Below are 18,053 nucleotides of genomic sequence, written 5' to 3'. Positions count from 1 at the left end.
AAAAATAACCCACCCGGGACAGGACATATTCTTCATAAGCGCCGTTTATCCCGCATTGATCATTGACGGCTTGTGCCGCTCTCTGCATCAATAGAGGCTTTTGCCACGGTTATCTTTTTTTATGTCCTCCTCCACGGTTCATGCCACCTCCCAGCCGGTGATCAAGGCGCACAAGGCCCGCCTTGCGCGTCAGCTGTCGCTGATCATTCGTGGCATTCTGCTTGTGGTGTTTGTTTTTGTGTATTTCTATACCGTTCCGACAATCAAACAGCAGGTATTTGAAATAGAGCGTAATTCATCACGATTGGCACTGAATAACGTATTTGAAATTGCCGACCAGATGTATACCGGTGTCGAAGAATATCGGCAGCAGGCGCTGGACAACCACAAAGAACAACTGACGCTGGTCGTTGATTTGGCCGAGAATTTTTTACAATCCCATTTCCAGGAAGCCGCTAAACAAGGTATCCCGCTGGAACAGGCGCGACAAACAGCCTTCGCTTATCTGCGTGATTTTACCTTTGGCAATCAGGATTATATCTGGGTGGTGGATCATGATATCCAGGTTTTATCCCACCCGGATGAACGCTTTCAATACGATGGCGAGCAGCAGGAAGATGATACCCCTCAAAACATTCTGACCCGGGTTGTCAGGCAAGCCATGCAAGACGGCGAAGGCTATTACTATTATAAATGGTCCCGTATTGCCGGTGATGACGAGCTCGACAAGGTATCGTTTGTCCGGGACTACCCCGAATGGGGGTTTGTGATTGGCTCCGGGGTTTACCTCAACGATATCGAAATCGAAGTGCGCCAGCGTCGCCAGCAAGCCCTGATGGAGCTGCGCAATGCATTACAAGAAATCAAGGTCGCCAAAACCGGCTATATGTACGTCTTTGATTCCAACGGCCATATGCTGATTCACCCCAACGACAACCTCGATGGCGTTACCTTCACCACCCTGCAAAACCCGCTCAGCCAGCAACCGATCTATCAGGAACTGATGGCGGTGGCCGACACCGGCAACGAGTTGACCTATCGCTGGGACAAACCCGACGACCCCGACAACTACGCCTACGACAAGCTCTCGCTGGTGCGCTACATCGAAGGGTTCGACTGGTATATCTGCTCCTCCGTTTACCTCGACGAGCTGCAAAGCAGTGCTGATTTGCTCAGCGCGCGCATCATGATTCTGGCGGGCCTGACCATGTTGGCCACCCTGCTGATCTCCAATTTTCTGGTCAACCGCATTACCCGCCCTCTGGAACAGCTCGCCAGCACCGCACTCAACGTGCAACGTGGCGACTTGTCGGCCCGCACCGGCATTCAGCGCGATGATGAAGTCGGTATCCTCGCTTCCAGTATCGATGCCATGGTGCAACGGCTGCGACACAATATCGAAACCCTCGACGCCCAGGTCAAACAGCGCACCGAAGAACTGCTCGCCACCAACGCCCGGGTGCAGCGTATGAGCGCCGTTGGTCAACTGTCCGGCGGGCTGGCCCACGACTTCAACAATCTGTTGTCGATCATTGTTGGCAACCTGATCGTCGCCCGAGAGCATTACAGCGCCAGCAACCCGGAGCTGGACAAACTGCTCAGCCCGGCCGAACGCGCCGCCCGCCGGGGAGCCGATATCACCCATCGCCTGCTTGCCTTCTCGCGCCGCCAGCCGTTACAGCCAGAAACCGTCTCGATCAATGCCATGATGACCGAGGTGCTGGAGCTGCTGCACAGCGCCTTCAGCGGCCCCTATCGATTACACTACCGGCCACAACAACCGCCTCTGCAAGCCTGGATCAACGTCGACCCCGGCCACCTTGAAAACGCACTGGTCAATCTTGGCCTCAATGCCCGCGATGCCATGCACGATGGCGGCACCCTGACCTACAGCTGGAAACTGCGCGATATCCGCCAACCCATCGAACAGCAGTTCGACGAGATCGTGGCCCCCGGACGTTATATTGAAATCAGCGTCGCCGACACCGGCACCGGTTTCAGCCAGTCTGCTCTCGAACAGGCGTTCGAACCCTTTTTCAGCACCAAGGAAGGCAGCAACAATTCCGGACTGGGGTTATCGATGGTCTATGGTTTCGTCAAGCAGTCATTCGGGTATATTCAACTGCACAACCGCCCCCAGGGCGGTGCCATGATACGCCTGTTACTGCCCGCCAGTGACGCACCGGCCAACCCGGAGCTGAACGATAACGACAGTGACAACAGACCCAAACTGTCTCCAGGAGGACTGTATTTGCTGGTTGAAGACAACCCCGACGTCCGGGCCGTCATTCGCAAACAACTGATCGACCTCGGCCAACACGTGGTTGAAGCCGCCGACGGTAACGAAGCCCAGACCTTGCTGGACGACCTGCTGGCTAGCGGTGCCAATCCACTGACCGGAATGGTTAGCGACATCATGATTCCCGGCACCATGAATGGCCGCAAACTGGCCGCAACGTTACGCCGCCGCGCCCCTGAAGCCGTAATCCTGCTGGTCAGTGGTTACACCGATGATCCGGCCCAACAAGACCAGGGCCACGATGCCATTGACCAGCAAGACCCCATGCTGGTGCTATTACGCAAACCGTTTGACCGCCAACAACTGGGGCAAGCGCTGGAACGTGCCAGCACCCGCATCCGTCTACATCGTCAACACAGGAGTTTACCGTGAGCCAACAGGCGCTGATTTACCTCGTCGAGGATGACGCCGACATCACCGAACTGGTCAGAGGCGAACTGAACCGCTATGGCCACCAGGTACGCTGCTTTCGCACCGGAGCCCAGCTCACCAATGCGCTGCGCCAGCAACCACCTCGGGTGTGTATTGTTGACCTCGGCTTGCCAGACATCGATGGCCTGGAGCTGGTACGCCACCTCACCACCCGTGAAGACGTCGGCGTCATCATTATCTCCGGCCGCGACAGCCTGCCCGACCGGGTACTGGGGCTGGAACTGGGTGCCGACGATTACATCAGCAAACCCTTTGACCCCCGCGAACTGGTCGCCCGTACCAACAGCATCGTCCGGCGACTGGAAAAAAACGCCCGCCTGCAAACCAGCACCTTCGGCCCCGACAAGGACTCACCCTCCGTTGCCTGTTTTGCCAACTGGCAGCTGGATTGCGCCACCCTGACCTTACGAAAGGACAACGGCACAGAATTTGTCCTCAGCGCCGGAGAAATGGACCTGCTGGTGCGCCTGCTGAAATACCCACGCCAGATTCTCAGCCGTGACCAACTGCTCAAACACCACGACGAAGCTTTCGACCGCAGCATCGACGTGCGTATGTCGCGCATCCGCAAAAAGATTGAAGACGATCCCAAATCCCCACGTCTGATCAAAACCATTTACGGCATGGGCTATATGCTCACCAGCGATGTGCAATGGCAAAACGGAATCCACGGCGGGAACTAAAGCGTTCATGCCAGCGACCCTAGGATAACAACACCAGCACAGACACAGACAGTCCCTGCGCTGGCGATCCGCATGTACAGCTTGCCTTTCTTCTCTTTCCGCTATAATTTAACTAATCAACTGATCAGCTATATGGATAATGGCCATGTCCAGGCGCGGACGATCTATCGACCCCGAAAAACAGCAACGAACCCGGCTGGCGTTAAAAAATGCCGCTCGTGTCTTGCTGGAAAATCGTTCTTATCACTCACTGACAATCCGCGATATTGCCACTCAGGCCGACACTCAGTCGGCTATGGTGAGTTATTATTTTGGTGGCAAGGATGGCTTGTTCCGCGCGCTGATCGACGACAGCAGTGTTATGCGCCAAGAACAAGTAGATACCCTGATTGCCACGTTACCGGCCGATCCGGCTGCAGCCTTGCATCATCTGGTCTCTGGTCTGCTCGAGCTGATGTGCCTGGAGCCATGGCTGATCCGACTGGTTCAGGACGATATTTTTAATCAGGATTCGCAACTGCGAGAGCACTTCATGCAGCACATACCCATGAAGCTGGGCGCCAACCTGAAGCAGCTGCTGGCACAGCTGCAACAGCAGGGTCTGCTACGAGCGGATCTGGATATCGCCTGGGCAACCACCAACCTGATCAGCCTGATCATCTTCCCGATTGTGGCAGAACCGGTATTCAGCCAGACGACCGGCGTCGATCGCCAGACCCTGCATTCGGCGAGCTGGAAAGACCATATCTCCCGCTTGCTGCTGTCCGGTTTTGCCACTGACGCCACCCAACTTCCGGCCAGCCAACCGGACTCACCATCCTGTTCCAGCCCGGTATCACTGTGAGGATCTGCCCATGCCATCGATCTGGTTAAAGCGTCCATTTATACTGCCCATCATGGCGCTATCGGGAGTCGCTGCGCTGGTGATTGGCGCACAACTGAAACAGCCACCGCAGCAGGACAGCCACCAACGGCCCGGTGTCGCCGCTCACGTGATGGTGGCACATGCCGCTCCCATAATCCCTCGGGTAGTCGGCCATGGCGTGGTACACCCCACGGTACAATTATCTCTGGTTGCAGAGGTCGCTGGGCGGATTGTCTGGCGCCATCCTCAATTGGATCATGGCGCGCTGCTGGATGCCGGTACCGAACTGTTACGACTGGACGCTACCGACTACCAGCTGGCGGCCCGTCAGGCACAAGCCAATATTGCCTCGGCAAACGCCCAGATCGCACAACTGGAAATCAACGCCAGCAGCCTGCAGCACAGCCAGACATTAATGGAGCAGCGCCTGGCATCAACACGCAAGGAGCTGTTGCGCAAACAGGCCTTGTTGCAACAGGGTGCATTGCCTCAATCCCAGCTGGATGCGGAACAGCGCGCCGTCTTGCAAGCAGAGCAGGAGCTGGTCTCGTTACAGCAACAACTGGCTGTTTTGCCCGCCCAGCGTGATGTGCTTCTGGCGCAACAACAGATTGCCAACAGCCAGGCCCAGCAACAGCAACGCAATATCGATCGTACGACACTGGTGTTGCCAGTCGCCGCCCGGATTGCCAATACCGCACCGGAAGTCGGACAGTTTGCAGCCGTTGGCCAACCCTTGATCGAGGCCCAGGGCATTGATTCGGTAGACATTGAGGCCCGCTTTACGCTCAGTCAGCTGCGACCATTTATGCAGACTCTGGCCCGGCAAGCGGAAAACCATCCCGAACCACTTGCTGCAGGAACCGATCCAGCCTCCGTATCAACACCGGCATCTGTACCGGCATCAACACCGACAACCCAGGCCATCAACCGGTTAATTACTCTGGGGCAGCTGTCGGCACAAGTCGAATTGCCGATACTGGATGACAGCGGTACGCCACAAGTCTGGCAAGGTCAGGTGGTGACGTTTCGGGAAGGTATCGACCCACAAACCCGTACACTGGCCATTCTGGTACGTATCCCCAACCCATATCGCGATGTAGTGCCCGGGCAGCGACCGCCCTTGATTACCGGATTAAACGCCCGTGTCACGCTGCAGGCCCACGAGGTCGAAGCGATTGCCATTCCCTCTACCGCTATCCATGCCTTCAGTAATGAACAAGGCAGTGACAACAGCACCGTGGTGTATCTGCTGGATGATCAGCAGCGCCTGCAGGTTCAGACCGTCACGCCGCTGATGAGCATGGCGAACCAGACGCTGCTGGCCGCTGATGCCTTGCCGCCACACTGTCAGGTAATTTTGTCCGATGTGGTACCAGCGGTGGCAGGGACCTTGATTACTCCGGTGGCCACAGGCGCGGCAGAGGGACACTGAATCATGGCGACACCTTCCTCTTCCGGCAGCCAAACAGCCAATACCAGCACAGCCAACACCTCCAGGTCGGTCAATTCACTGACCGGATTTTTTGCGCATCACCCAACCGCAGCCAACCTGCTGATGGCCGCTTTTCTGATCCTGGGGTTGATCAGTCTGCCGCAATTACAACGCCAGACGTTTCCCGATACCCAGGCCTACGAAATCCGCGTCACAGTGCCATATCCGGGGGCGACTCCGGACGACGTTGAATCCGGTATCTGCCTCCCGTTAGAGGACGCCATGGACAGCATTGCCTACGCTGAAGAAATCCGTTGCGATGCTCGCGATAACGTCGGCCAAATGACGTTAAAAATGCAAAGTCAGGGGGATTTTGACGATTTTCTTGATGATATTCGCGCTGCGGTTGACGGGATCAGCAATTTCCCGGACGACGCTGAAACCGCCGCCATTCTGGAATTGGGCCGGACATCTCCCGTCGTCACCGTAGCGCTGAGCGCCGACTTGCCCACCACTCAGCTCAAGGATCTGGCCAAACAGATTCAAAGCCGAATGCAGCAAGACGCGGCGATTCCACTGGTCACTCTGGAGGGTTTCAGCGAACGCCAGCTACGCGTCAGTATTCGCACCGACACCTTGCGCCGTTACCAGCTCAGTCTGGACCAGCTGGCCGCAATCCTGCAAAAACAGAATCTCGATCTCCCCCTCGGGACCTTTGTTGCCCAGCCCACTGCCAGCACAGACTCGGCAAACCATTATGCGCGGGAATACAGCTTGCGCCTCAACGACCAGCAAACCGACGTTCAGGCACTGGGCAATCTGGTTATCATCAGTAACCCGGATGGGGCTGAAATCCGTCTGCGCGATCTGGCGACCATCACCGATACCTTTGAAGACAACGATCATCAAGTGATTTTTGATGGCCAGCGGGCGGCTCTGTTGCGAGTCGCCAAAAACAGTACCGATGACAGCCTGCGGGTGCTCGACGCCGTCGAAGCCTTTATCGACCGTGAAACCCCCTATTTGCCTGCTGGCAGCCACTTTGTGCTAACCCAGAACTTCACCGATATTGTCAAGGACCGGCTGTCGATGCTGATCAACAATGCCTGGCAAGGATTACTGCTGGTTTTTCTGACGCTGATGCTGTTTTTTGGTTTCCGCTATACTTTCTGGGTAGTGATGGGCCTGCCGGTAAGTTTTCTCGCCAGTTTTTTTCTGATGCTGCAGTTTGGCATATCAATCAATATGATGAGCATGGTGGCGTTATTGCTGGCGCTGGGCATTCTGATGGACGATGCCATCGTTATTGCCGAAAGCATCGCCGAGCAACGCCAGCGTGGTCTGTCGCCACTGGATGCCGTTGTAACCGGCACCCGGCGCGTCGCCCGAGGTGTCTTGTCATCCTTCCTGACCACCGTCATGGTGTTTGGTGCACTGATAGGACTGGAAGGCCAACTGGGACAGGTATTTCGCGTTGTGCCCATTGTGCTGATTGTGGTGCTCAGCATCAGCCTGATTGAAGCCTTCCTGATTTTGCCACATCACCTGCGTCATACCATGGAACATGAAGCCGGTTCAGGCAGTGGTGCCCAGGGTAACTTTCAAAAACAGGTTAACCGCCGCTTTGAACAGTGGAAACACGCACTTGGCTCACAACTCGAAATCGCCATTCGTTACCGTTACCTGACGGTTGGTATCACCATCGCCGTATTTTTGCTGTGCATCAGCATGCTGGTATCCGGCGTCCTCAAGTTTAATGCCCTGCCAGAAATGGACGGCGATGTACTTGAAGCCCGTGTGATTCTTGCCGCCGGGACACCGCTAGCCCAGACAATGGCAACCATGACAGAAGTGGAAGCAGCATTGCAGCGAGCGGTGCACACGCTGGACCAGCAAGAATCATCAACTCTGATACGTCACACTAACATCCGTTATAGCCAAAATGCCGACGCCTTTGAACAAGGCCCGCATCTGGCTACACTCTCAGTGGATTTACTCACCGCCGAAGCTCGCCATACCAGTCTGGATACCCTCACTGAACACTGGCAAGCCGAGTTGCCGGCCCTGCCACAACAAGTAACCCTGTCGATCACCGAACCGGCTCTTGGCCCGGCTGGGCGCGCCATCGAACTTCGTCTCAGCGGGGTTGACCGCAACAGCCTGCAGCAGGCTTCACGGCAATTGCAGTACTGGCTGGCCCAGTATCACGGCGTCTTTAATGTGTTTGATGACTCACGACCGGGCAAGCCGGAGCTTATGATCCAGCTGAAGCCCGAAGCCAGAGCCCTGGGGCTGGACGGGCACACCATTGCCAGCCAGTTGCGCACAGCCTACTCCGGCCTGGAGGTCACCTCCCTGTATCGTGGTGGCGATGAGCTGCAGGTCGTTGTGCAACTGGATAACCGCCACGACACCCTGGCCGACCTGGCGGACTACCCGCTGGTCAACCCCGCCACTGGGCAGATTATTCCCCTCGCCAGCGTAGCGACACTCAGCCAGCAACGGCATATCTCCCGTATTCACCGCATCAACCACCAGCCGACCATCACCCTGTTTGCATCACTCAACAAGCTCAAGGCCAATACCGGTGAAGTCGTGAACGATACCTTGCAGCACATGCTGCCTCAGCTGCAGGCAGAATATCCCGGCCTGCAGCTGTCTGTTCAGGGTGAGCTGCAACGCAGTGCTGTTACCCAGGACTCCCTCAAAACAGGATTATTGCTGGGACTGTGCGGCGTTTTTATTCTGTTGAGTCTGCAGTTTCGCAGCTATATCGAACCTCTGATCGTGATGGTCTCGATTCCCATGGCGCTGATTGGTGTCATCATCGGGCACCTGCTGATGGGGCATGACCTGTCGATGCCAAGTATGGTGGGGTTTGTCTCACTGGCGGGGATTGTGGTGAACAACGCCATTTTACTGGTCGAATTTGTCAAGCAACACGTCCGGGACGGCATGGATCTGCACGCCGCCGCCCGACAAGCCAGTCAGGATCGGTTACGCGCCATTCTGCTAACCACCAGCACCACCGTTGCCGGAACACTGCCACTGTTGTTCGAAACCAGCCTGCAGGCCCAGGTACTGATTCCACTGATTATCAGTGTGACTTTCGGCTTGCTGATTGCCACCTTTCTGGTGTTGGTGCTTTTACCCTGTCTGTATACGATTCTGGAGGATATACGGACTCGCTAGAAACCCATTCAGGGTATACGCCTCGAAGACAGTCAGCCGCTACGAATGCTCATTCATTCTCATTCTGGATAGGCTCAACCACCCTGACCGCGCCGCCACTCTGATTGGTCAAGGCCATTACAAACGCCTCCCGGTCACTATCGGCGACCAGCAGTGCCATACAGACCCGAGCCTGAAAGTCGCAATGCTCAATGGTAGTGCTGTATTGATCCAGCAAATGCCTGACAACGGCTTCCATTGGGTAGTCGTATTCCAGCGTCAGGCGGGTTTGCGGTACCCGTTGCTCGGTTGCCAGTGCTTCCAGCCCCTGCAACACGGCCTCTGAATAAGCCCGCTGCAGCCCACCGGTACCCAGCTTGATGCCGCCAAAATACCGCACGACAGCAACAACAATTTCTCCCAGGCCACTGTGTTGCAAGACTTTCAGCATTGGACGGCCAGCGGTACCGCTCGGCTCACCGTCATCACTCATCGACATCACGGTGGTATCCGGTGCTCCGGCGATATAGGCCCAACACACATGACGCGCCTGGGGGTGTAATTGACGCACCGAGCGAATAAACGCCTCCGCTGCGGCCCGGTCACTGGCTTGCCCGACAAAGGTTATAAACTGGCTGCGCTTGATTTCCAGCTCAGAGATATGGGGCGTTGGGGTAACAGGGACAGCATATACGGAGGTCATAACAGAACTTATAGGCAAGGAAAACAAGGAAATTCTGACGCCTAATGGCGTCAGTGTCGACGAGCAAGTCGCAGTTTCCTCAAGGGGACATATATTTAACCCGGTGCTCACTCTGGGCTACCGGATGGTTTCGAATCACGAAGCCGACTTGCAGGCCTGACGGATCAAGTCAAACGTCGGCGACACCGAGTCGAGATCATCCGGCAGCCCCCCAAAGGGCGCGGGTTGCCGCCGTCCAGTGCGGTGTTGACGAATTTGAAAAGGACTCGTCATTTCGCTGCATTCGTCGCCTTACCCTGAACAACGGCAACACTCGCGCAGAGCCGTGCAGGATTAAGTAGATGTCCCCTCAAGTATTGCCCGTTCCAGAGCCTAGAACGACAGCATCAAACCGGCAGAGACTGCTTGTGGCGACCGGCCTGGCAAGGTGGCCAGCTCATCACCGTGGGTACCGTCAACCCCCTGGAAGCTGGCATTATCTTCGTTATTGGTGCGGGTATAAACGGCGTAGGTTTTGATTTTTTTGGACAGTTTGCGTTCGACACCCAGCGATAACATCAAGGCACCTGTATCTTCGCTATGACGATAGCTGCCTGCTTTCATGACACTGCCAAGCCAGGTCAGCTGGCCGGATTTCCAGGCGCTCTGCAGTGCCCAGGCCTGACGGTCGAGAACGGTGACGCTGTGGTCGTCGGGCTGGTAGCGCAGGTTTTCCATCAAGCCTTGCAGGGTCCATTGCTCGCTCCGATAACGCGCCAGAAAACGCCAGCTGTCCGAGTCACCACTGGCCGAACCAATCGCCAGCTGCTGCCAGTGCTCCGTCGCGGCGGCCAGGGTCCAGTGCGCAGACGACCAGTCTGCCCGAGCACCCAGGTAGAGCCGCTGATTGTTATCGACGTAGCCAGATGACTTCACCGCATCCGGTGAATACTGCACCGCCAGTTTCATCAAACCACTCGCCAGCGGTGCCTGCCAGCGGCCCATCAGCATGTTTTCGACCCGCAGGTCCAGCACATTGCCCGTACCGGAACCGGCCCCCAGGATGGCCCCCCGATCAGCAACCGTATGCTTGAGCAGGCTGTAATCCAGCGCAATGCCCTTTACCAGGCTGTCGTGACGGCCTGCAAGCAACTCGCCCTTGCGTTTTTTATCCTCAGACCAACGCAGCCCCAGGTAAGTATTACGTGTCGCCCAGGTATTACTGCTGCTGCCATCCGGGGTAAGGTTCTGTTCAATCTGATAAAAGCCTGTCAGCCCATCGAGCTCGGTGGCTATTTCACCTTTCAGGCCAATTTTTGAAGAGTTGAACGACAGGCTGACATCCCCCGACGACAGTTTGTCAGTATTGCTGGCAGAGGCTTCAGCCGCGGATACATCGGAATCGAGATAATCCAGCGAGGCATGCAGACTGCCATAAAAATTAATGGAAGGATCTTTGGATGCCATCGCCGTTACAGTCCATGTGGTACCAAGCAACATAACGCCGGCGGTGAAATACTGGCTTTTTTTCTTCATTTTACATCGTCCTGAATGTCAATTAGTGAGGGTAGAGCGATTTGCAGGCCGGTTTTTCCGGTTGCCTCATCCGCTATATAAGCTAATATATAGCGGACTTAATAACCACATTTTTTATAGGGGTATTTGGCATGATTGCTAAACGGACAGCTTTTTCAACACTCCTCAAGCCGGGTAATGCCCAGCCTGAGAGCCACCCGCAGAGGGCTTGGATCATCCGCCGCTCCGCCCTGATGCTGGCCCTGACGCTGGGGCTGTCGACCGTGCAGGCCGACACGGTATCGGTGGCGGTGGCAGCCAACTTCACAGCACCCATGAAGCAAATCGCGGCAGATTTTGAGAAAAAGACTGGCCATGTCACCCAGTTGTCATTCGGTTCATCCGGCAAGTTTGTGGCGCAAATCAAGAATGGAGCGCCTTTTGAGGTGTTTTTGTCCGCCGACCAGCAAAAACCGGTCGTACTGGAAAAAGCCGGTATCAGCGTTGCGAACAGCCGCTTCAGTTATGCACTTGGACGTTTGGCGCTGTGGACCATAAAACCGGATACCGACCCCCTCGCCACCCTGCACAGTGGCAAGTTCAACAAACTGGCAATCGCCAATCCACGCCTGGCGCCGTATGGACTGGCAGCCACCCAGGTGCTTGAAGAACAAGGCCTGACCCAGAAAGTCAAAAGCAAATTGGTGCAAGGGGATAACATTGCCCAGACGTGGCAATTTGCCAGCACAGGCAATGCCGATCTCGGCTTTGTCGCGCTGTCGCAGATCAGTTACAAAGGCAACATAAAGGAAGGAAAGGCATGGGTCGTACCGCTCAAGCAACACGACCCGATTCGCCAGGATGCAGTGCTGCTGCAGAAAGGCGCAAACAACCAGGCAGCAAAAGAGTTATTGCAGTATCTGCAATCCGAGCCGGCCCATGTGATTATTCGCCAATACGGCTATGAGATTCCGCAATAAAGCCCGGCAATAACAAGTACCGACACAACCAGCACAGACCAACCTCGGCAACCGGCTTGCCGAGGCCAGCCACCGGCTTTCAGACATCGACCACCAGCACGACGCTGCTGGCTTCAAACAACGCACAAGCTGGTTGTTGTTGCTGCAATGCCAGTGCGTCGAGGCTGTGATTGGAAATCACCGCGCTGATGGTTTTGCCATCCGCCAAGGCCAGCACCACATCGGCATTGACTGCGCCTCGGGTAATGCGGGCCACGGTGCCCACCAACTTGTTACTGGTACTGAGTTGAATATCCAGGTCATTCGACAACATCACTGCCGGAGCCTTGATCAAGGCCACCAGCGTTTGGCCCGGGGTAATCTCCAGGCTACTGAAACTTTCGGCGGTAATTTGCGCCGTCACCAGATGATCTGAGGTAATCCGCAGCAAGACATCGCTGTTGACAGCACCAGGAACCACCGCTTCCACGACGCCCCGGAACTGGTTACGGGCACTGGTTTTTAACTGCCCGGCTCGTAGCAAGTCACTGATATCGTCAGTGACATCCCCCAGCGACTGAACCCGCTGACGGATACGCTGCAAGAAGATTTCGTGTGCTTCCTGCAAGATCAAAAAACCGGCTAACATGCGTTCGCCATAATCGGTCAATACCGTACCGCCCCCTCGCGCTCCCCCGGCCGCTCGTGCCACCAGAGGCTGATCAGCCATATTGTTCATGGTATCAATACGATCCCAGGCGGTTTTATAACTGACGCCCACCTGTTTGCCAGCAGCCGAAATGGAACCGGTATCGGCAATGGCCTGCAACAGCTCGACCTGTTCACGGGCAAAGGGACGTTCCTGCCCCTGCATCCAGATGCTGCCCTGCAAGGACGCCGACTGCAGCGGATTTGCCACAGCGCTCGCTGGCTGATCGGAGGTTTTATCAGAAGATTGATCGGGGGATTTCATAGGCGGGATACTATCGGGTAAGGGATTACACGTTATGCAAGACAGTAACATCCGGCGAAGCCATCACCAGAGTCAGCATGCGGGACAGGAGGGTGTCCCGCTGCAATCAAATCGCTCGGTCCGAGCGTTTGATAATGTCTTACTCTGAAATGGGCACGGCGTTGGAATTGGTTACATTCGCAAACACGGTATCAAACTCGGCATACGCCTTGCGCATCCAGACCTTAGTGCGCTGACGTTCCATCAGGCTCAGGCTGGCACCGGAGGCATCGCTCTGGTTCACAGCGGCCCAGAAGGACATTTCACGCTTGTTGATCTTGAACATGGTGGGGGCATGCAAGGCTGGCAAGGTCATGCTGAGAATACGCGCCAGATCATCCTCTTCGTTCAGGGCTGGCAGTGCTTCCACATCACGGAATACCGTTCCCCGGCCTTCATTCTTGACCACCACACAGTTCATGTAGTACTTGTACTTATCGAGAAATTTTTCCAGCAACTCCAGAGAATCCGGGCTATCGTCCACCACATTCCAGAAGACGATTGGAATATTCATCTCTTCACACATATCCAGCACGCCGTTATCGTCAATCCAGCGATCCAGAAAACGCTGGCTCTGGGCGGGCAAATCCACCACGACCTGTTGATCGGCTTCCAGCGCACACTCCATGATGGCATCGGTACTTTCAAACTGATCCAGCGTCAGAGCCTGAGTAAATTCCTTGTAATAACGAGTTGTCGTGGCGTGTGACTGGTCGGCATCCAGACCGGCGTAATGCAGCCCCTTGTCCAGACAATATTGAGATAATAAACGGGCAACGACGGATTTTCCGACACCGCCTTTCTCGCCACCGACAAAGTGAATCATGCTCATGATGAGTTCCTTACAAAAAATGGGTCAGAGCTAACATTTATACCACAGTCGGGCTGTCACACAGCAGACTGGCCATCCGGTTGGCCACATTTCTATAATGTCGCCTTCATTCCTTGATCTGCCCCGGCGACTCCCGGTTGCAGTCAGTCTAACCGGACGAATCCATGAGCAAGAAAAACCGCCGCGCTGTGCCCGAATATCAACGCCCGATTATCGAAACACATTTTCATCTCGACTACCTCAAAGAGGCACCGGCAGACACTATTCTGGCGGAAGCCCGCGCCATTGGGGTTGAACGTTTTATGACAATCAGCGTTCAGCCCGACAATATGCCAACGGCTCTGGCACTGGCGCTGGCCCACGACGATGTCTACGCCACTCTGGGGGTTCACCCCCACGAAGCCGCCTTGTTTGATGACGCCACCGTCGCCTATATGCGTGACCACGCAGCCAATCACAAAGTGGTTGCCGTTGGCGAAATTGGCCTGGACTATTACTACGACCACTGTGACCGCAGCGTGCAACGCCAGGTATTTTGCCGTCAGCTGGAACTGGCGATCGAGTTCGACCAACCCGTTGTTATCCATACACGGGAAGCCGATGCCGACAGCATGGCCATTCTGCAGGAGTACGCCCCGCAGATGCGCCGCAAAGGCGTGATTCACAGCTTCACCTCCGGGCTTGAGCTGGGCCAGCTGGCAGTGGAGCTGGGTTTTAATCTCGGCATCAATGGCATTGTCACTTTTAACAAGGCGGTTAATGTTCGCGAAGTGGTCGCCGCCACCCCACTTGAGCGGCTGCTGCTCGAAACCGATTCGCCTTATCTGACTCCCATGCCGTACCGAGGAATCGAGAACGCTCCCAAATATCTGCCCTTCGTTGCCGAAAAAATTGCCGACGTCAAAGGCCTGCCTGTCGAAACCGTGCTGGAGCAAACCTGGCAGAACGCCATGGCGACGTTCTTTCCAGCAGAGCTGGGCTAACCCGCTGCCCAAGTAATAAACTGACCCAGCAAATATCTGTGGGTCAGTCTTGTCGAGCCGTCACTATTGGCACATGATAACCAACGGCGACTCCAACTATGTATCCCGACGACAGAGTCGGCCGCTGGCATACGTTTCCATCGTGTGGCTGACAGCGTTGTTTTATCAATAGCGCGGTATAAACCTGACAGTCACTCCACAATCCCATCATGAAGACATTGAACTGTGGTGCACCCTCTGGCACTCTGGTTCGTTAATTGCCCACGTGCAAGAGCTAGACATGAAACGACCCACCAAAAAGGAAATACGCCAGCAGCTGAACGACGAGGTTGAACAGTATCTGCAAAAAGGCGGAGAGGTCAGCGAAGTGGTTCGCGGAGCGACGGGACTACAAAACGGGCGCTATGACGAACGCAGCATGGCTTTCGAAAAACCCAAAGAAGAACGCACTCCGGTACCCGAGGTCATGCAGGCCATCGACCAGCGCCGGGATTCCCAGCGCAAGCCTGGCCGGTCAGTAACCGCCACCAGCCAACCCCGTCGACGATTACGTAAAAAGATCATTTACGATGATTTTGGCGAACCATTACGTATTATCTGGGAATAACGGCCTTACTCCCCAACGTCCCGGATTCCAGTCTCTTCACGGATAGCCAGCAGAACCATGAGTAACCATTCACTGCTACTGACTCTGGCAGCTACCCTGCTGTTCTACAGTGCCTTTTCAAAACGCATCGACCAATCCGGTATCAGCGCTCCAATGCTGGTCACCCTGATGGGGATTATCGTCGGGCCACAACTGCTCAACTGGGTGCCCGCCGATATCCAGGCCAACGAACTGACCATGCTGGCGGAGTTGACGCTGGCCCTGATTCTGTTTACCGATGCCAGCCAGATCAAGCGTGCCCAGCTGGTGCGTTTCGAAATATTGCCGATTCGCCTGCTGGCTGTCGGTTTGCCACTCACCATGCTGGCGGGCTGGCTACTGGCAGTTCCTGTGCTGGAGTTGGCCTGGCTGCCTGCCGCCTGGCTGGCAATTATGTTATCCCCTACCGATGCCGCGCTGGCGCAAGCCATTTTTTCCGACAAACGTATCAGCTTGCCGTTACGCCATACCATCACCGTTGAGAGTGGCCTGAACGACGGCCTGGCATTACCAGTGCTGCTGTTTGTACTGGCGGTAATGAACGCAGGGGATTACGCCTTTCTCGACTCGATGCAGTGGCCGGTATTTGTCACACAGCAGTTTGTGGTCGGCGTATTGGCAGGGATTGTCGTTGGCCGCTGGGGAGGCCGACTGGTGCAATGGGCCGTCGATGCCCATGAAATGATGCCGCTGTTCCAGCGCCTGTCATCCTTGTCTCTGGCATTTCTGGCTTACTCTGGTGCAGAGTCTCTCGGCGGTAATGGGTTTATTGCCGCGTTTATTGCCGGATTGTTTCTGGAGCCGCAGCGAATAACCGTCATGAGCCGTTTGCGCGAATTTGGCAAGGCCGAAGGAGAAATGCTGAGCCTGCTGATGTTTTTCCTCTTCGGGCTGATTTTTGTCGCCGAAGCCTGGCCGTTGTTCAGTTGGCCTATGTTGGTATACGCGCTGTTAAGCCTGACTCTGGTGCGGATGATTCCGGTGCTGATTTCACTGACAGGCAGTGGCTTGTCGTTTGGGCAACGGGTGTTTCTTGCCTGGTTTGGGCCCAGGGGCATCGCCAGTATTCTGTATCTGATGCTGGCGATCCAGCAAATGGGGTATGCCAACCGTATTGCCGCTTACGAGACGGTGTTTGGTACCACGGTGCTGACAGTGCTGCTGAGTATTTTTATTCATGGCATTTCCACCCATGTCTGGAAACGCTGGCCGGGCTAGCAATCCCTGCTCAACCGGTGACTTGCCCACACAATGGCATCACAGCAACCGGTTTTTGGCCTCGATCCACTGCGACATATAACGGGTGCTTTTCAGGGTATGGTGCCGCAGCATGGCGCCGTAAAAGCCACTCAATCGATGCGCTTCCAGATTGGCTTCCAGCGTTTGCAGGCAAGCCAGCCAGCGCGGTGCATGTTCCGCAAAGGCGAAACGTTCGGGAGCTAATTGTAATGCCGCCGTGGCACAAGCGTTCCACAAGCTGTCGTTCTGATACAGCCTGACCGCCGAGGTCACAAACGCCGTGGCAGACTCCGCCACCAGCACCCCCTGAGTACCTGGTGTTAACCCACAGCCACCCTCACACTCGTACATGCCTTCAGCACCTACCGGAGTAGTCACTGCGGGGGTACCGGTAATGGCAGCATCCAGTAATTTGCCTTTAAGTCCGGCCCCAAACCGCAACGGTGCCAGCATTACACCGGCGGAACGCACCACTTCCAGTGCATCGTTTGCCCAGCCGGGCACATAAAAACCCAGTTTTTCATTCTGCAAACTGGTGGCTTTTTTGGGAGGATAAGCACCATACACATGCATTTCGGCCTGTGGTAACTGCTGACGAATCCCGGGCCAAATGGCTTCTCTGAGCCAGCGCACGGCATCCCAGTTGGGCTCGTGACGAAAGTTGCCGATACAGACAAAGTGCTGCCGCTGACTCCGTCGGGTAATGGGCTGCTGCCACTGCTCTGGCGACAACATAAACGGCAGGTAAATCAGCTGGGCCGCCGGTATCTGGAACTGCTGTTGCAGCCAGCGATATTCATATTCCGAGATCACCAACGTCTGGTCACAGCGCAAAATAGCCGCCACTTCCCGTATCGCCAGTTCGGAATAAACATGTTTCAGCCCCGGTTCAACGCCGTCTTTCAAAGCCTGGTGCCGGGCATGCCGCAAGCTGTGTACATCTTCCATATCCAGCACCCGCAGCGCGTTCGGGCAGTTTTCCTCGACCCGCCAGCCAAACTGTTCTTCCATCATAAAGCGGTCGAACATCACCAGGTCCGGCTGCAGCCCGGCGATATAGTGATCAAAGGTTGTGCTGTTAAGCTCCAGCCGGATGGCTTCAACGTTATAGTCTGCCAATGCCACGGCATGCTGGCTCCAATCGGCGGGAGATCCAAACACGATTTGGTAGCCCCCCGATTGCAACGCCGCCACCAGCTGCAACATTCGGCTGCCGGCGGCCGATGACGCAGGTTCTGGCCAGACGTAGCCGATAATCAGAGCGGTTTTCATAAAGCATTCCCATAACAAGAAACCATCA

14 protein-coding genes are annotated in these 18,053 nt (G+C 55.6%); 9 read left to right on the top strand and 5 right to left on the bottom strand.

Features of this window, described 5'->3' with window-relative positions; genetic code table 11:
- Positions 1 to 121 precede the first annotated feature (121 nt).
- The 5 genes from Q8W32_RS05285 to Q8W32_RS05265 all read left to right on the top strand — a co-directional run bounded on the left by Q8W32_RS05285 (position 122) and on the right by Q8W32_RS05265 (position 8,906).
- A complete protein-coding gene (locus tag Q8W32_RS05285) occupies positions 122 to 2,671 on the top strand; it encodes a cache domain-containing protein (protein ID WP_305414006.1) in 2,550 nt (849 codons plus the stop codon).
- Positions 2,668 to 3,414 (top strand): response regulator transcription factor, encoded by a 747-nt coding sequence (locus Q8W32_RS05280; protein WP_305414004.1) that lies wholly within the window; start codon positions 2,668 to 2,670, stop codon positions 3,412 to 3,414. The genes Q8W32_RS05285 and Q8W32_RS05280 overlap by 4 nt, the downstream gene beginning before the upstream one ends.
- A 145-nt stretch (positions 3,415 to 3,559) precedes the next feature.
- Positions 3,560 to 4,258: a TetR/AcrR family transcriptional regulator gene (locus Q8W32_RS05275; protein ID WP_305414002.1), complete on the top strand. Its 699-nt coding sequence runs from the start codon at positions 3,560 to 3,562 to the stop codon at positions 4,256 to 4,258.
- 10 nt (positions 4,259 to 4,268) lie between these two features.
- A complete protein-coding gene (locus Q8W32_RS05270) occupies positions 4,269 to 5,714 on the top strand; it encodes an efflux RND transporter periplasmic adaptor subunit (protein WP_305413999.1) in 1,446 nt (481 codons plus the stop codon).
- 3 nt (positions 5,715 to 5,717) lie between these two features.
- On the top strand, positions 5,718 to 8,906 hold the full coding sequence (locus Q8W32_RS05265; RefSeq protein ID WP_305413997.1) for an efflux RND transporter permease subunit: 3,189 nt from the start codon (positions 5,718 to 5,720) through the stop codon (positions 8,904 to 8,906).
- 49 nt (positions 8,907 to 8,955) lie between these two features.
- Here Q8W32_RS05265 and Q8W32_RS05260 read toward each other — a convergent pair whose 3' ends face one another.
- Together Q8W32_RS05260 and Q8W32_RS05255 are read right to left on the bottom strand one after the other, a co-directional pair.
- The gene (locus Q8W32_RS05260; protein WP_303431869.1) at positions 8,956 to 9,588 is read right to left on the bottom strand and encodes a YigZ family protein; all 633 of its coding nucleotides are present in this window, start codon (positions 9,586 to 9,588) and stop codon (positions 8,956 to 8,958) included.
- A gap of 372 nt (positions 9,589 to 9,960) precedes the next feature.
- Positions 9,961 to 11,103, bottom strand: coding sequence for a porin (locus tag Q8W32_RS05255; protein ID WP_303431868.1), 1,143 nt, complete (start codon positions 11,101 to 11,103; stop codon positions 9,961 to 9,963).
- A gap of 131 nt (positions 11,104 to 11,234) precedes the next feature.
- On the opposite strand from Q8W32_RS05255, the gene modA reads away from it, so the two are divergent.
- Entirely contained in the window at positions 11,235 to 12,062 is an 828-nt protein-coding gene (modA, locus tag Q8W32_RS05250; protein ID WP_303431867.1) for a molybdate ABC transporter substrate-binding protein, read from the top strand.
- 79 nt (positions 12,063 to 12,141) lie between these two features.
- On the opposite strand, the gene Q8W32_RS05245 is transcribed toward modA, so the two are convergent.
- Together Q8W32_RS05245 and Q8W32_RS05240 are read right to left on the bottom strand one after the other, a co-directional pair.
- On the bottom strand, positions 12,142 to 13,014 hold the full coding sequence (locus tag Q8W32_RS05245; protein WP_305413994.1) for a TOBE domain-containing protein: 873 nt from the start codon (positions 13,012 to 13,014) through the stop codon (positions 12,142 to 12,144).
- 139 nt (positions 13,015 to 13,153) lie between these two features.
- Positions 13,154 to 13,885, bottom strand: a complete 732-nt coding sequence (locus Q8W32_RS05240) for a division plane positioning ATPase MipZ (RefSeq protein ID WP_305413992.1) — start codon at positions 13,883 to 13,885, stop codon at positions 13,154 to 13,156.
- A 164-nt stretch (positions 13,886 to 14,049) separates the two neighbouring features.
- On the opposite strand from Q8W32_RS05240, the gene Q8W32_RS05235 reads away from it, so the two are divergent.
- The 3 genes from Q8W32_RS05235 (at position 14,050) to Q8W32_RS05225 (ending at position 16,732) form a co-directional block, all read left to right on the top strand.
- Positions 14,050 to 14,868, top strand: a complete 819-nt coding sequence (locus tag Q8W32_RS05235; RefSeq protein ID WP_305413991.1) for a TatD family hydrolase — start codon at positions 14,050 to 14,052, stop codon at positions 14,866 to 14,868.
- Between the two features lie 280 nt (positions 14,869 to 15,148).
- Positions 15,149 to 15,475: a hypothetical protein gene (locus Q8W32_RS05230; RefSeq protein ID WP_303431863.1), complete on the top strand. Its 327-nt coding sequence runs from the start codon at positions 15,149 to 15,151 to the stop codon at positions 15,473 to 15,475.
- Positions 15,476 to 15,532: 57 nt separating this feature from the next.
- Positions 15,533 to 16,732 carry a sodium:proton antiporter gene (locus tag Q8W32_RS05225; RefSeq protein WP_305413990.1) on the top strand — a complete coding sequence of 400 codons (1,200 nt, stop codon included), beginning with the start codon at positions 15,533 to 15,535 and terminating at the stop codon, positions 16,730 to 16,732.
- A 39-nt stretch (positions 16,733 to 16,771) separates the two neighbouring features.
- Here the strand turns inward: Q8W32_RS05225 and Q8W32_RS05220 are convergent, their stop codons facing one another.
- Positions 16,772 to 18,025 carry a glycosyltransferase family 4 protein gene (locus tag Q8W32_RS05220; protein WP_305413988.1) on the bottom strand — a complete coding sequence of 418 codons (1,254 nt, stop codon included), beginning with the start codon at positions 18,023 to 18,025 and terminating at the stop codon, positions 16,772 to 16,774.
- Positions 18,026 to 18,053 lie beyond the last annotated feature (28 nt).

It is taken from the genome of Oceanobacter sp. 3_MG-2023, from assembly GCF_030688925.1.
Lineage (GTDB): Bacteria > Pseudomonadota > Gammaproteobacteria > Pseudomonadales > Oceanobacteraceae > Oceanobacter.
Note: the sequence above shows the minus strand (reverse complement) of the source record. Positions and strands in the feature narration are given on the sequence as shown.